15 protein-coding genes are annotated in these 12,781 nt (G+C 32.7%); 11 read left to right on the top strand and 4 right to left on the bottom strand.

Annotation, left to right across the window (positions count from 1 at the left end):
* Positions 1–157 precede the first annotated feature (157 nt).
* From JM658_RS14480 to dnaG, 5 genes are all read left to right on the top strand, one after another.
* On the top strand, positions 158–1,135 hold the full coding sequence (locus JM658_RS14480) for a polyprenyl synthetase family protein (RefSeq protein ID WP_236960002.1): 978 nt from the start codon (positions 158–160) through the stop codon (positions 1,133–1,135).
* 244 nt (positions 1,136–1,379) lie between these two features.
* On the top strand, positions 1,380–1,955 hold the full coding sequence (locus JM658_RS14475; RefSeq protein WP_236960001.1) for an RNA polymerase sigma factor: 576 nt from the start codon (positions 1,380–1,382) through the stop codon (positions 1,953–1,955).
* Positions 1,936–2,655: a hypothetical protein gene (locus tag JM658_RS14470; RefSeq protein WP_236960000.1), complete on the top strand. Its 720-nt coding sequence runs from the start codon at positions 1,936–1,938 to the stop codon at positions 2,653–2,655. The genes JM658_RS14475 and JM658_RS14470 overlap by 20 nt, the downstream gene beginning before the upstream one ends.
* Positions 2,656–2,682: 27 nt before the next feature.
* Positions 2,683–3,732 (top strand): hypothetical protein, encoded by a 1,050-nt coding sequence (locus JM658_RS14465; protein WP_236959999.1) that lies wholly within the window; start codon positions 2,683–2,685, stop codon positions 3,730–3,732.
* Positions 3,733–3,847: 115 nt separating this feature from the next.
* Positions 3,848–5,851 carry a DNA primase gene (gene dnaG / locus JM658_RS14460; RefSeq protein WP_236959998.1) on the top strand — a complete coding sequence of 668 codons (2,004 nt, stop codon included), beginning with the start codon at positions 3,848–3,850 and terminating at the stop codon, positions 5,849–5,851.
* Between the two features lie 68 nt (positions 5,852–5,919).
* Here dnaG and JM658_RS14455 read toward each other — a convergent pair whose 3' ends face one another.
* Together JM658_RS14455 and nadE are read right to left on the bottom strand one after the other, a co-directional pair.
* Positions 5,920–6,549, bottom strand: a complete 630-nt coding sequence (locus JM658_RS14455) for a response regulator (RefSeq protein ID WP_236959997.1) — start codon at positions 6,547–6,549, stop codon at positions 5,920–5,922.
* A gap of 163 nt (positions 6,550–6,712) precedes the next feature.
* Positions 6,713–7,504: an NAD(+) synthase gene (nadE, locus tag JM658_RS14450; RefSeq protein WP_236959996.1), complete on the bottom strand. Its 792-nt coding sequence runs from the start codon at positions 7,502–7,504 to the stop codon at positions 6,713–6,715.
* A 166-nt stretch (positions 7,505–7,670) separates the two neighbouring features.
* Here nadE and gldB point away from each other — a divergent pair, with 166 nt between their 5' ends.
* The 3 genes from gldB to JM658_RS14435 are packed head-to-tail and all read left to right on the top strand — an operon-like array spanning position 7,671 to position 9,336.
* Entirely contained in the window at positions 7,671–8,627 is a 957-nt protein-coding gene (gene gldB, locus JM658_RS14445; RefSeq protein ID WP_236959995.1) for a gliding motility lipoprotein GldB, read from the top strand.
* Entirely contained in the window at positions 8,627–8,962 is a 336-nt protein-coding gene (gene gldC / locus JM658_RS14440; protein ID WP_236959994.1) for a gliding motility protein GldC, read from the top strand. Before gldB ends, gldC begins: the two co-directional genes overlap by 1 nt.
* Positions 8,962–9,336 carry a GTPase gene (locus tag JM658_RS14435; protein WP_236959993.1) on the top strand — a complete coding sequence of 125 codons (375 nt, stop codon included), beginning with the start codon at positions 8,962–8,964 and terminating at the stop codon, positions 9,334–9,336. Before gldC ends, JM658_RS14435 begins: the two co-directional genes overlap by 1 nt.
* 76 nt (positions 9,337–9,412) lie before the next feature.
* Here the strand turns inward: JM658_RS14435 and yihA are convergent, their stop codons facing one another.
* Together yihA and JM658_RS14425 are read right to left on the bottom strand one after the other, a co-directional pair.
* Positions 9,413–10,024 carry a ribosome biogenesis GTP-binding protein YihA/YsxC gene (gene yihA, locus JM658_RS14430; RefSeq protein WP_236959992.1) on the bottom strand — a complete coding sequence of 204 codons (612 nt, stop codon included), beginning with the start codon at positions 10,022–10,024 and terminating at the stop codon, positions 9,413–9,415.
* Between the two features lie 15 nt (positions 10,025–10,039).
* Positions 10,040–10,804, bottom strand: a complete 765-nt coding sequence (locus JM658_RS14425; protein ID WP_236959991.1) for an alpha/beta fold hydrolase — start codon at positions 10,802–10,804, stop codon at positions 10,040–10,042.
* Between the two features lie 289 nt (positions 10,805–11,093).
* Between JM658_RS14425 and mraZ the strand changes: the two genes are divergently transcribed.
* From mraZ to JM658_RS14410, 3 genes are read left to right on the top strand one after another with little or no spacing between them, the layout of a single operon-like run.
* The gene (gene mraZ, locus JM658_RS14420; protein WP_236959990.1) at positions 11,094–11,573 is read left to right on the top strand and encodes a division/cell wall cluster transcriptional repressor MraZ; all 480 of its coding nucleotides are present in this window, start codon (positions 11,094–11,096) and stop codon (positions 11,571–11,573) included.
* Positions 11,560–12,456: a 16S rRNA (cytosine(1402)-N(4))-methyltransferase RsmH gene (rsmH, locus tag JM658_RS14415; RefSeq protein ID WP_236959989.1), complete on the top strand. Its 897-nt coding sequence runs from the start codon at positions 11,560–11,562 to the stop codon at positions 12,454–12,456. Before mraZ ends, rsmH begins: the two co-directional genes overlap by 14 nt.
* A gap of 7 nt (positions 12,457–12,463) precedes the next feature.
* The gene (locus tag JM658_RS14410; RefSeq protein ID WP_236959988.1) at positions 12,464–12,781 is read left to right on the top strand and encodes an FtsL-like putative cell division protein; all 318 of its coding nucleotides are present in this window, start codon (positions 12,464–12,466) and stop codon (positions 12,779–12,781) included.

The following is a 12,781-nucleotide window of genomic DNA, read 5'->3' as shown; positions in this document are numbered from 1 at the left end:
TTCGTTTAAAATCTGGACGAAAAAGGGAGCTATTCTTTCCGAGATATAAATCTGATTCTAACAAACTCATTGCTTTATTTCAAGATAAAGGTTTTCTTAAAAAATAAATAGGAGGCTTTTTATAACCTTGTATTTTAATACTATATTTACGCTTTCTATGAAGGTAGTAGAACAAATTAAAGAGCCGATACGTCATGAGATGGAACTTTTTGAAAAAAAGTTCCATGAATCGATGTCTTCAAAAGTAGCCTTACTCAACCGTATTACATATTATATTGTAAATCGAAAGGGTAAGCAAATGCGCCCTATGTTTGTTTTTCTTGTAGCAAAAATGGTTTCCGATGGAGATGTTAATGATCGCACCTATCGAGGAGCGAGTGTTATCGAACTTATTCATACAGCTACCTTGGTTCACGATGATGTGGTAGACGATAGTAATAGGCGTCGTGGATTCTTTTCAATAAATGCTTTATGGAAAAATAAAATAGCGGTTTTAGTTGGAGACTACCTTCTTTCTAAAGGGCTACTTCTTTCTATTGATAATGAAGATTTTGATCTCCTGAAGATAATTTCTGTTGCTGTTAGAGAGATGAGTGAAGGGGAATTACTTCAAATAGAGAAAGCAAGACGCTTAGATATAACAGAAGCTGTTTATTATGAAATAGTTCGTCAGAAAACGGCAACATTAATTGCGGCGTGCTGTAGTTTAGGTGCATGTTCTGTAAAGCCGAATTCTGATGAAGTTGAAAAGATGCGAAAGTTTGGAGAGCTGATAGGAATGGCTTTTCAGATAAAAGATGATCTTTTTGATTATACAGATGGACCGATAGGAAAACCTACAGGAATAGATATAAAAGAGCAAAAAATGACGCTTCCTCTTATTTATACGTTAGATAATTGTAGTAAAGAAGAGCGCAAGTGGCTTATAAACTCCGTTAAGAAACACAACAAAGATAAAAAGCGAGTTAATGAGGTTATTGCTTTTGTAAAAGACAAGGGAGGTTTAATTTATGCTGAAGAAAAAATGATTGCATTTCAGCAAGAAGCTCTTTTGTTATTAGCAGATTTCCCACCTTCAGTTTACAAAGATTCTTTAGAGCTTATGGTAAATTACGTGATTGAGCGTAAAAAATAAATATAAAATTCTCCTTACTATACTTACTTTTATAGTAGTTGCTACGATTTACTTTTGTAGCAATCTCTTTTAAACAATTACATTTTTTTTAATTAAAAGAACTGTTTCTCTTTATAGTTATTATGTATTTTTAATATGCTGTTTATATATGAATTAGCTATTATTTTTAAATAAAATAACAACCTAGGCAACCTTTCTTAAAAAGCAAACGTCTTTTTAAATAGAACTAACAATGAAACGGGTCTTGAAAATCATACAACTTAACAGTAACGAGCAGAAGCTTATAGAAAAGGCAAGGAAGGGAAGTAGAGATGCGCAACATAAAATATACTTACAATTTTCGCCTAAAATGCTTTCTGTATGTCGGTATTATATAAAAGATATTCATTATGCTGAAGATGTTATGATAACTGCTTTCTACAAAGTTTTTAAAAAGATAGAAACTTTTAAGAGTGAAGGTAGTTTCGAAGGATGGATTCGTAAAATTATGGTTCGAGAATGTTTAAGCTTTATAAGAAGTAAAAAGGAAATAATCTTTTTAGAAAATGAAAATGATTATCCTAAGGAAGACTTTGTCTTGGATAAATACCATGAACTTCTTGAAGTAGAAGAGATTCAGGTTTTAATAGATGCGCTTCCAGATGGTTATAAATCTGTATTCTTGTTATTTGCTGTTGAAGGATATTCTCATAAAGAAATAGCTTTACAGTTAAATATTGCAGAAAGTACATCTAAATCTCAATTGTTTAAAGCTAGAAGGGTGCTTCAGGAAAATATTAAAGAATTTAAAAATAGTAATTATGAGTCTCAATCCTCTTAATAATCATATAAAGAAAACTTTAGAAGAACGAAAAATTAATCCTTCTAAAGATGCATGGGAGCGTTTGGAGTCCAAGTTGAATACAGATGGTAATTCAAAAAGGAAAAGTATAGCTATGGTGTATTGGGTAGCAGCAGTATTTGTTGTGATTTTAGTTAGTAGTATTTATTTAATTAATTCATCCAATCAAGATATACATTTAGAGGTAGTAAAACAAAATGTTCAAGACCCTATTGAGGAGCCTATAAAAAAGAACCCAGAAATACTAAATGAGCAAATTATAGAAGCATCTAACAGCATGGCTACTAAAAAGTCAGTGTCAGATGAGTTAAATGAAAATAAAGCTTCGCAATCTAAAAAGGCTATCGAGTATGTTGAAGATGGAACTTCGGTTTTGGTAGCAGAAAGAAAGAAGGAAACTATTGAATCAGATAAAATTAATGATGTGGCTTCGAAAATAATAGAATTGAAAGAGGGTACAAGTGTTACAGATGAAGAGATAAATGCACTTTTATTAGAAGCTCAAAAGTCAATCTATAAAGAAAGAATACATAATAAGCGGCCGGATAGCCTCAGTGCAATGGCGCTTTTAGACGAAGTAGAAACAGAACTAGATCAATCTTTTAAAGAGAAAGTCTTCGAAGTTATCAAAGAAAGATTGATGAGAGTTAAATCTGCTGTAGCCGACCGTAATCAATAGTTTATTCATCAATCAAAATCAAAAATCATGTTTAGAATTAAAATTTATATCGCCTTAGCGATAGTACTCCTTAATGTCCATTATGTATTGGGACAGGAAGTATCAGATACTTTAAAAGTTGTAACACCCTTGTCAAAGATCGAGTTATTACAAAAACAGAAGGAACAAGTAATAAATGACGAGAAAGCTAGGCTTAAGAGGGAGGTTGAAAAAATAACAGAAGATCAGTCTAGTGGAGTTTTAACAAGTACTGAAGCGGAGAATAAGAAAAAGGAAGCCGCAGAAATAGCAGCAAAGAATATCGAGAATAAAATTGCAATATTGGATAATAATATAGCATTGCTGCAAAGGGGAGAGGATCTTTTTATTGAAGAAGATATTGTGAAAGAAGATGTATTAGAAGAACCCAATAATTGTAAATATAAACGAGTTTATGATAAAAGAACAAGCTCAGCTATTTATGTAGCTTTTGGATTTAATCATGGGTTGATTGATGGAGTTTCTTTTAATGATACACCATATCAGATTGGAGGAAGTAAATTCTTTGAGGTTGGTTGGCAATGGAAAACTCGTCTTCTTAAAAATAGTAATGCAATAAGATTAACTTATGGAATTTCGTATCAATCGAACGGGATTAAGGCAGCAGATAATTTGTACTTCGTAAAAGAGGGAAATATAACATCTTTAGAAACTTATGAGGGTAAAGTTCATAAAGCTAAATTGCGAATGGATAATTTTGTAGTCCCTGTATTTTTTGAATTTGGGCCTTCAAAAAAGGTAGAGCGAGAAGATTATTTTAGATATGATACGCGACATAAATTTGTAACTGGAATTGGAGGTTATGCAGGCCTAAACTCAAGTACTAGACAAAAATTAAGAGCTACTAATTTAGAGGGTGTAAAGTCGGAACAAAAGATAAAAGACAATTATAACACAAATAATTTTATTTATGGAATTGCTGGTTATATAGGTTATGGAGGTGTATCGTTATATGTGAAATATGATTTAAATGATATGTTTAAAGAGCCAAATGTAGAACAGCACAATATATCCTTAGGACTTCGATTTGAAATATAAATTTCAATAAAAAAGTGTCATCAGTAACGTTATAAGGTTATAATATTACTTATTTTTGATTCCTGCTTTAAGTGGGAATCATTTTTTTATAAATTCTTTTAAAAATTATTTTCAATTGATTTCAAAGTCGACCATAGATAAAGTTTTTGATGCTTCTCGCGTAGAGGAGGTGATTGGTGATTTTGTACAATTAAAGAAATCGGGGTCTAGCTTTAAGGGGCTTAGTCCATTTTCTGATGAGCGAACACCTAGTTTTATGGTTTCTCCTGTGAAACAAATCTGGAAAGATTTTAGTAGTGGGAAAGGTGGGAATGTTGTGGCTTTCCTTATGGAACATGAACATTATACATATCCTGAGGCTATTAAATACTTAGCTAGGAAATATGGGATTGAAGTAGAAGAGACAGAGCAAACTAACGAGGCTAAGGAAAAATCTAGTGAGCGTGAAAGTATGTATTTGGTTTCTGAATTCGCTCAAGACTATTTTCAAAAAACATTAAAAAATAGTGAGTTAGGAAAAGCAATTGGGGGAACTTATTTTAAAGAGCGTGGTTTTACCCAAGAAACTATAGAAAAATTTAAACTAGGATACTCTTTAGATCAGTGGGATGCTTTTACAAAAGAAGCGCTTGGAAAAGGATATCAATTAGATTTTTTAGAAAAAACGGGGTTAACTATTGTAAAGGAGAAAGAGGGTTCTGGAGATAAGAGAATGTTCGATCGATTTAAAGGTCGAGTAATGTTCCCTATTCACTCTATGAGTGGCCGTGTTTTAGGTTTTGGAGGTCGTATTCTAACATCAGATAAAAAGGCTGCAAAATATTTAAATTCCCCTGAGAGTGAGATATATCATAAGAGTAAAGTGTTGTATGGTATTTATCATGCAAAGCAAGCTATAGCCAAACAAGATAATTGTTATTTAGTTGAAGGTTATACAGATGTGATACAGTTTAATCAAAGCGGAATAGAAAATGTTGTAGCTTCTAGTGGAACTGCTTTGACGTCGGATCAAATTCGACTTATAAATAGATTAACAAAGAATATTACGGTTCTCTTTGATGGTGATGCTGCTGGGATTCGAGCTTCTATTAGAGGTATAGATTTGATTTTGGAACAAGGAATGAATGTTAAGATTTGTACTTTTCCTGAAGGTCAAGATCCAGATAGCTACGCAAGAGAAAATGATCATGAAGAGTTAGTTGCTTTTTTAGAAGAAAATGCAACCGATTTTATACGTTTTAAAGCTTCTTTACTGGTTAAAGATGCTGAAAACGATCCTATAAAAAAGGCTGATACTATTCGTGAGATTGTAAATAGTATCTATAAGATTCCAGATAGAATCCAACGGGAGGTATACATCCAAGAGTGCTCCAGGATAATGGATATTTCTGAAGATGTTTTATATAATACATTAGCTCAATTAGGTAATAAAGAGAAATCGGATGCTAATAAAAAGCATAAAGAAGAAAAAAGAAATAATACATTTGATGTTGTAAAATCTGGAAAGGAGGGAGCAAGTAGAAAAATAGATCAGCTAAATCAATTAGAAAAATCTATTATAGGAATCCTACTTTTTCATGGAAGTAAAACAGAAACATTTACCGATGTAATTTTAGAAGAAAATGACAAAGGGGAGATGTTGGAGAAGGAGATTAAAGTCGAAATGAAAGTCTATGAAAAAATATTTTTAGACTTACAGGCTGATGAAATTGAGTTTACAAATGAAAAATTCCATCGTATATATGCTATTCTTATAGAAATGTATAATGTTGAAGGAAGTTTAAAAATGGATGATTTTCTACATTCTTTAAGTTTTGAAGAAAATGCTGAGGTAGTAGATATTCTCATGAATGAAGAAAAATATTCCTTATCAAATTGGGAAAGTAAGGATATTCTTGTGAAAGATAAAGATATGTCTGTTAATCTATTAGTGCATCAGACAATAGCGATGCTTCGATTAAAATTATTGAATATGTTAGTAGACAGTATTCATGAAATAATTGGGGCTAATAATAATGCTACATTAGATCAAATGGAAGATATAAAAAACTATTGGGATTTAAGAAAGAAACTGTCAGACCGATTCGGATTGGTTACTAACACTACGTTTTATAGCTAACCAAATTTCATTATAGCACATAAAAAAACACTCCTAGGAGTGTTTTTTTATGTGCTATATATACTTTTTTAATACAATTCTAATGCTTTTGCTTGTTGTAGCATATCAACCATATTATCAACATTTAATTTTCTCATAAGTCGAGCTTTGTAAGTACTTACTGTTTTTTCATTAAGTCCTAACTCTTCGGCAACTTGTTTATTTCTCCTTCCTGAAGCTAGTAATTTAAGTACTTCCACTTCACGAGTAGATAATTTTCTAAATAGTTTTCGTGGTTTGTTAGTGCTTTCATCAAAGGCAAGGCGTTGCGCTAGTTCATTTGTAATAAACATACCTCCGTCTGCTACTTTAGTTATTGCACTAATTAGGGTCTCGATAGAAGCAGATTTAGAAACATATCCAGAAGCTCCAGCTCTTAAAGTGCTTAGCGCATATACATCTTCAGCTTGCGCACTGTATATAAGGATTTTAATATCCTTCTTATCCTTCTTAAGTCTTCTTAATGCGGTGATACCATTAACTTCAGGAATATCCATTTCTAATAGAATCACGTCCGGATTTTTAACAGTTAACGTGCTGAATAATTCAGATGTAGTACTTGCACTTCCGATAAATTCGAGAGTATCATTGTTTTGTAAAGCTGTCTCTAAGCCCATTCTAACGATGGGGTGGTTATCAGCAACTAAAACTTTAATCATAATAAAGACTTTTTAAAGTTCGTTTTAAATAAGCCACAACAAAATAGAAAATAGTTAATATACTTCATAGCGACTTTGGGGGTATCCTTTGTTAATTTGTAAGTAAATATAGTAAAAATTAGTTTTAAAGTCAACTATGAGAAAAAAAATAATAAAAATATATTTATTTTTTCAATTCAGCAGGTATTTCACAAACAGGAATAGGATCCATTTTATGTCTATTTGCTTTATTTAATCTTGTATATATTGTTAGGACTTCTTTTTTTCTTCCTTCAAAATCTGCTGCTGTTTTTCCTTGATCTGTAGCTTCCATTGCCCATTCTAATTCAGGGTAAGAAGCTCCTATTTGATCTTCATCTGTTCTGTCATCTCCCCATAAACCATCAGTCGGAGCTGCTTTTTGTATTGCTTGGTTAATTCCTAAAACTTTGGCAATATTGTAAACTTCAGTTTTTAATAAATCTGCAATAGGACTTAGGTCTACACCGCCATCACCATATTTTGTATAGAAGCCTACACCAAAGTCTTCCACCTTGTTTCCAGTTCCTGCTACTAAGTATTTTTCTTGAGCAGCGAAATAATACAAAGAGGTCATTCGCAATCTAGCTCTAGTATTTGCTAAAGCCATAAAGCGATCTTCTTCTTTTTCTACCTTTGGAAGAGCGGCTACCAAACTATCAAATACAGGAGTTAAGTTTACCTGCTTACTTAATACACTTGGGTAGCTTTTTTGAAGCCAATCTATATGGTCTAAAGCTCTGCTTACTTGATTTTCTGCTTGATGAATTGGCATTTCTAAGCACAGTACATCTAAACCTGTTTTAGCACATAATGTGGATGTTACTGCGGAGTCTATTCCACCAGAAATTCCGATAACAAAACCTTTCATGTTAGCATTCTCTGCATAGTCTTTTAACCAAGTAACGATGTAATCTATTATTTTTTCTGTTTTCATAATTTGTGTCTTTGTATTGCGTTATCAAAAGGTAATTAAAAAGAATTTTTTTATCTGTAGTAAAACTTTAGGACTAACTTTTACTTTCAGTTAACTTTGTAAACAAATGTAACAGATTCTTAAATTTTTAAAAAGCATAATAGCTAAAGGTTTTTAAATAATGCATATGAATAAATTTTATTGCTTTCTTATTGTCATTTCGTTAATTAGTTGCTCTAAGGCGGATAGATTGGAAGATGAAATATCAAAAATTGATACTCAAGCTAAGATAGTTAGGTTTGATAAGGCTTTTGCAAATGCTGATAAAAGTGACCTAGGTGCTTTAAAAAAGGAATTTCCTTATTTATTTCCAGCTGAATATCCAGACAGTGTTTGGGTTGCTAGAATGAACGATTCTTTACATCAAGATGTTTATAATGAAATCCGTTTAAAATATAACGATTTTGAGACAGATACATCGCAGATAAAATCGGTCTTTCAACATGTTAAATATTATTTCAAGGATTTTAAAGCTCCTAAAATTATCACTGTAATTTCTGATGTAGATTATAAAAACAGGGTAATTTATGCAGATAGTTTGATGTTGATAGGTTTGGATAATTATTTAGGAAGTGACCATAGATATTATGGCGGAATCCAACAATATATTAAGAAGAATTTCACGGCAACTCAAATACCAATTGACGTTGCTAAAACGATCGGAAGAAGTAAAATCGCAGCTCCCAAGGATAGAACATTTCTTGGTGAGTTGATTCAATATGGAAAACTTTATTATCTAATAGACCTATTTATTCCTTCAGCTGAAAAAAACAATATAATAGGATATACTATTGATGAATATGATTGGGCGCTTGCAAATGAAAATTATGTATGGCGTTATTTTATAGAAAAAGAATTGCTTTTTTCTACAGATGCTAAACTAGGGGAGCGTTTTATCAATCCGGCTCCTTTTTCTAAGTTTTACCTAGAAATAGATGGAGATTCTCCAGGGAGAATTGGTCAATTTATAGGTTGGCAAATAGTGGCTTCTTATATGCAAAATAATGAAGTATCTTTGCAGCAAATGCTGAACACTTCAGCAGAAGAAATTTTTAATAAATCAAGATATAAACCAGAAAAGTAATGGCTAAAACTTATAGCTCAGACATTAATCTAAATATAGAGTTAGACGAGAATAGAGTTCCAGAAAAGTTGCGTTGGACAGCAAAAGATGGTGGTGTAGAAAATGAAAAAGCAAAAGCATTTTTGTTATCTGTATGGGATAGTGAAAAACAAGAAACTTTAAAGATTGATCTTTGGACAAAAGATATGCCTGTAGATGAGATGAAGAAATTCATGCATCAAACGTTAGTTTCTTTGAGTGATACTTTTAATCGTGCAACTCAAGACGAAAAAATGACAGCTACAATGCGTGATTTTTGTGATTATTTTGCTGAAAAATTAGAGCTTAAAAAATAATGAGCAAGCCTACACTTCTTTTTGTTTATAATGCAAAGGCAGGTTTGGTTAATGGGCTTTTTGATGCTGCTCACAAAATTGTGAGTCCAAATACCTATGCTTGCAGCCTTTGTAAACTTACTCATGGTAACTTTAAAGAAAAGGAAGTGTGGCGTTCTTTTAGGACAAATAATAATGTTGCGATGGAATTTTTATATAAGGAGCATCTTAACGAGAGGTATCCTGAGTTTCTAGCAGCGCACAAATTACCACTAGTCCTTATAAAAGAAGAGAATTCCTCTCCTAAAATATTCTTGACCTCAGATCAGATTGCAGCTAACTCTACAGTTGAGTCTTTGATTGAAACTATAAAAGAGAACCTTCTAGCAACTTAAAACCGCCTACTTTTATAATAGAGGTACATAAAGATTTGTGTTTGTGAATACGTGAAGAGTTAGTACAACACTTAGCTTATTTTTGCTTGTAAAACTCTTGATTAATAGTGTCTATATATTCAAGAAGTTCATCTTTACCAGTTCCATTTGCAGAAGAGGTTATAAAATGATTAGGAGCTTCCGCCCAAACACCTGCAGTTAGCGTGTCTAAATATTTCTGTACATCACGCTCTATAGCTTTAGGCTTTAGCTTATCTGCTTTAGTGAAAATTATGGAAAATGGAATCTGATGTTCTCCAAGCCATTCCATAAATTCCATATCTATTTTTTGAGGTTCATGTCTTATGTCTATCAAAACAAAAGCAGAAACCAATTGCTGTCTTTCTTCGAAATACTTGGTTATAAATTTCTGAAATGTATTTTTAGTTTTCTTAGAAACTTTGGCATATCCATAGCCTGGTAAATCTACTAAAAACCAATTTTCATTGATCTTAAAATGATTTATAAGTTGTGTCTTTCCTGGTTTTCCAGATATTTTAGCTAAATGCTTACGGTCGGTAAGCATATTGATAAGCGAAGATTTTCCAACATTAGATCTTCCTATAAACGCATATTCAGGTAATGGCTCGTTAGGGCATTTTGAAACATCCGAATTACTTATGATAAAAGTGGCGGATTTGACTTGCATAGTTCTATTGTTGTTTTAAAATTTTCGCTCGTTTAACCAGTCTTCCAAAATTGTATTGAATTGGTCAGGGTGTTCCATCATTGGAGCGTGCCCACATTTCTCAATCCAAAATAAGTTTGAATCTGGAAGAAGTTCATGAAATTCTTTAGCTACAGTAGGAGGTGTTACAGAGTCATCCTCACCCCAGATTATACATGTAGGAGTAAGCATATGCGGTAAGTCTTTCGCCATATTATGACGAATAGCGCTCTTTGCAATGGCTAAGGTTTTAATTAATTTATTACGATCGTTTACGGTAGCAAATACCTCGTCTACAATTTCTTTGGTAGCTACTTTAGGATCGTAAAAAACATCCTGACTTTTCTTTTTGATAAATTCGTAGTCACCTCTTTTTGGGTAACCGTCTCCCATTGCATTTTCATACAATCCAGAACTTCCAGTAATAACCAACGCTTTGGTTCTTTTTGGGTATAGCTTTGTGTGTAAAAGACCGATGTGTCCACCTAAGGAGTTTCCAAGTAAAATCACATCGTTTAAATCTTTATGATCAATGAATTTCTCTAAATAGTTTGCAAAACTTTTAACATTTGTCTTTAATAAAGACATGTTATATATCGGTAATTCGGGTATTAAAACTTTGTACCCGCGAGTTGAAAAGTAATCGGCGACGTTATTAAAATTGCTCAATCCTCCCATCAATCCGTGTAGGACAATAATGGGGGTTCCTTCTCCAACCTCTAAATAAGTAAATTTACCTTCCTTCTTTAAATCGTGTACCATTAAGGGTTTGTTACATTTCTTGGGAAACAAATATAGGCATTTCGAACGTATAATAAACCATTTCTATGCGATGCAAATATTTGATCTTCTAAAAAGGGCAAAATTAGGGTTTTTCCTGGTTTAAATATCAACTTTAAGGTTATTAACAATTTTATAACTATTGGATTTACTGCTGTTTGCGTGGGAGTGGGTATAATTTATTAACAATGTGGTAAAAAGTGACAAAAAGTGGTAAAAAGTGGTAAAAAATTGGCTATATTTGAAGAATTAACAACTTAAAATAATTTAGTTGATCCAGTTTTCAGAAGAGTATGAGTGTAAGGCAGATAGCAAGGGGCGCATAATGGTGCCGTCTAGTTTGCGTGCCAAATTAGCACCCGTTTTAAAGGACGGTTTGGTGTTAAAGCGCTCTATTTTTCAAAAATGCCTAGAAATTTATACAATGGGGGCATGGGAAAAAGAAATGAAGCAAATTGGGAAATTAAATCGTTTTGTTAAGAAAAATAATGATTTCATCCGTCAGTTTACTGCGGGGGTTCGTGTGGTAGAAATCGATGCTAGTGGAAGGTTGTCTATTCCAAAAAATCTAATAACGTTTGCGGGTATAGCAAAAGAAATTGTGCTTTCGGAATCGATAGACAGAATTGAGGTTTGGGATAAGCAGAAGTATTATGATGTATTGGATGATGGAGCGGATTCTTTTTCTGATCTAGCGGAAGATGTAATGGGTGGTTTTGAATTAAATGAAGAAGAAGATGGAATATCATAATCCAGTGTTGCTGAAAGAGACCGTAGATGGTTTGGCTATAAAAGAAGATGGTGTGTATGTTGATGTCACTTTTGGTGGTGGAGGGCATTCCAAAGAGATTTTAAAAAGGTTGGGGCCTAACGGTAAATTATATGCATTCGATCAAGATGAAGATGCGGTGGATAATGCTTTAGGAGATCCAAGGTTTACATTGATAGAAGAGAATTTTAGGTTTATAAAACGTTTTTTGAAATTCTATGGAGTAAAAGAAGTTGATGGGATATTGGGTGATTTTGGAGTTTCTTCTCATCAATTTGATGTTGCTGAACGTGGTTTTTCTACTCGTTTTGAGGCTGATTTAGATATGAGGATGAGTAAGAAAAATCATCTTTCTGCTTATGAAGTGGTTAATGATTATGAAGAGAATGCTTTGAAAGAAGTTTTTGGTTTGTATGGAGAGTTGAGAAATGCAGGTTCTTTGGCAAAAGCTATTGTAGAGAAAAGAGCGGAGGCTCCTATAAAAACTTCAGAAGAATTAAAGTCGGCAATAAGAAAATTCTTACCTCAACATAAGGAGCATAAAATTTTAGCTCAGATTTATCAGGCTATAAGAATAGAGGTGAATCAAGAAGTAGAGGTGTTAAAAGAGTTTTTACTTCAAACTCCAGAATTGTTAAAAGAAGGAGGGCGAATAAGTTTAATAAGTTACCATTCTTTAGAAGATAGATTGGTTAAAAGATTTATAAGAAGCGGAAAATTTGAAGGAGAGCCTGAAAAGGATTTCTATGGAAACATAAATGTACCTCTTAAAAAAGTAGGTGGATTGATTGTTCCAACTTCAGAAGAGATAAAACAGAATAATAGAGCGCGAAGCGCAAAATTGAGGATAGCAGAAAAGTTGTAGGAGTGTTATGAAGAAAGGAATTTTAGATTTATTAAAAGGAGGATTTCTGGTAAATGAAGATTCGATTAAAAACTGGAGGTTCATACTCTTTATATCAATTTTAGCAGTAGTAATGATATCTAGTGCGCATCATGCCGATAAAAAGGTGCATGATTTAGCAAGAATTAATAATGAAGTTTTAGAGTTAAGAAGTGAATTTGTAGATGTAAGAACTAAAGTACAACAAGTAAAATTGGAGTCGAATGTTACAAATCAAGTAGCATCTTCGGGATTAAAACCCTCGCTAATCCCGCCAAAAAAGATAATGGTAGCTCATAAAAAGTAA

This window comes from Joostella atrarenae (assembly GCF_021764745.1).
GTDB classification, from domain to species: domain Bacteria; phylum Bacteroidota; class Bacteroidia; order Flavobacteriales; family Flavobacteriaceae; genus Galbibacter; species Galbibacter atrarenae.
Note: the sequence above shows the minus strand (reverse complement) of the source record. Positions and strands in the feature narration are given on the sequence as shown.

Excerpts from the sequence above, each read along its gene's own strand:
- yihA (WP_236959992.1), bottom strand. The coding sequence starts at position 10,024 with ATGCAAGTCAAATCCGCCACTTTTATCATAAGTAATTCGGATGTTTCA.
- JM658_RS14410 (WP_236959988.1), top strand. The coding sequence starts at position 12,464 with ATGAAGAAAGGAATTTTAGATTTATTAAAAGGAGGATTTCTGGTAAAT.
- JM658_RS14480 (WP_236960002.1), top strand. The coding sequence starts at position 158 with ATGAAGGTAGTAGAACAAATTAAAGAGCCGATACGTCATGAGATGGAA.
- rsmH (WP_236959989.1), top strand. The coding sequence starts at position 11,560 with ATGGAATATCATAATCCAGTGTTGCTGAAAGAGACCGTAGATGGTTTG.
- gldC (WP_236959994.1), top strand. The coding sequence starts at position 8,627 with ATGGCTAAAACTTATAGCTCAGACATTAATCTAAATATAGAGTTAGAC.
- JM658_RS14425 (WP_236959991.1), bottom strand. The coding sequence starts at position 10,804 with ATGGTACACGATTTAAAGAAGGAAGGTAAATTTACTTATTTAGAGGTT.
- gldB (WP_236959995.1), top strand. The coding sequence starts at position 7,671 with ATGAATAAATTTTATTGCTTTCTTATTGTCATTTCGTTAATTAGTTGC.
- nadE (WP_236959996.1), bottom strand. The coding sequence starts at position 7,504 with ATGAAAACAGAAAAAATAATAGATTACATCGTTACTTGGTTAAAAGAC.
- JM658_RS14435 (WP_236959993.1), top strand. The coding sequence starts at position 8,962 with ATGAGCAAGCCTACACTTCTTTTTGTTTATAATGCAAAGGCAGGTTTG.
- JM658_RS14470 (WP_236960000.1), top strand. The coding sequence starts at position 1,936 with ATGAGTCTCAATCCTCTTAATAATCATATAAAGAAAACTTTAGAAGAA.
- JM658_RS14455 (WP_236959997.1), bottom strand. The coding sequence starts at position 6,549 with ATGATTAAAGTTTTAGTTGCTGATAACCACCCCATCGTTAGAATGGGC.
- JM658_RS14465 (WP_236959999.1), top strand. The coding sequence starts at position 2,683 with ATGTTTAGAATTAAAATTTATATCGCCTTAGCGATAGTACTCCTTAAT.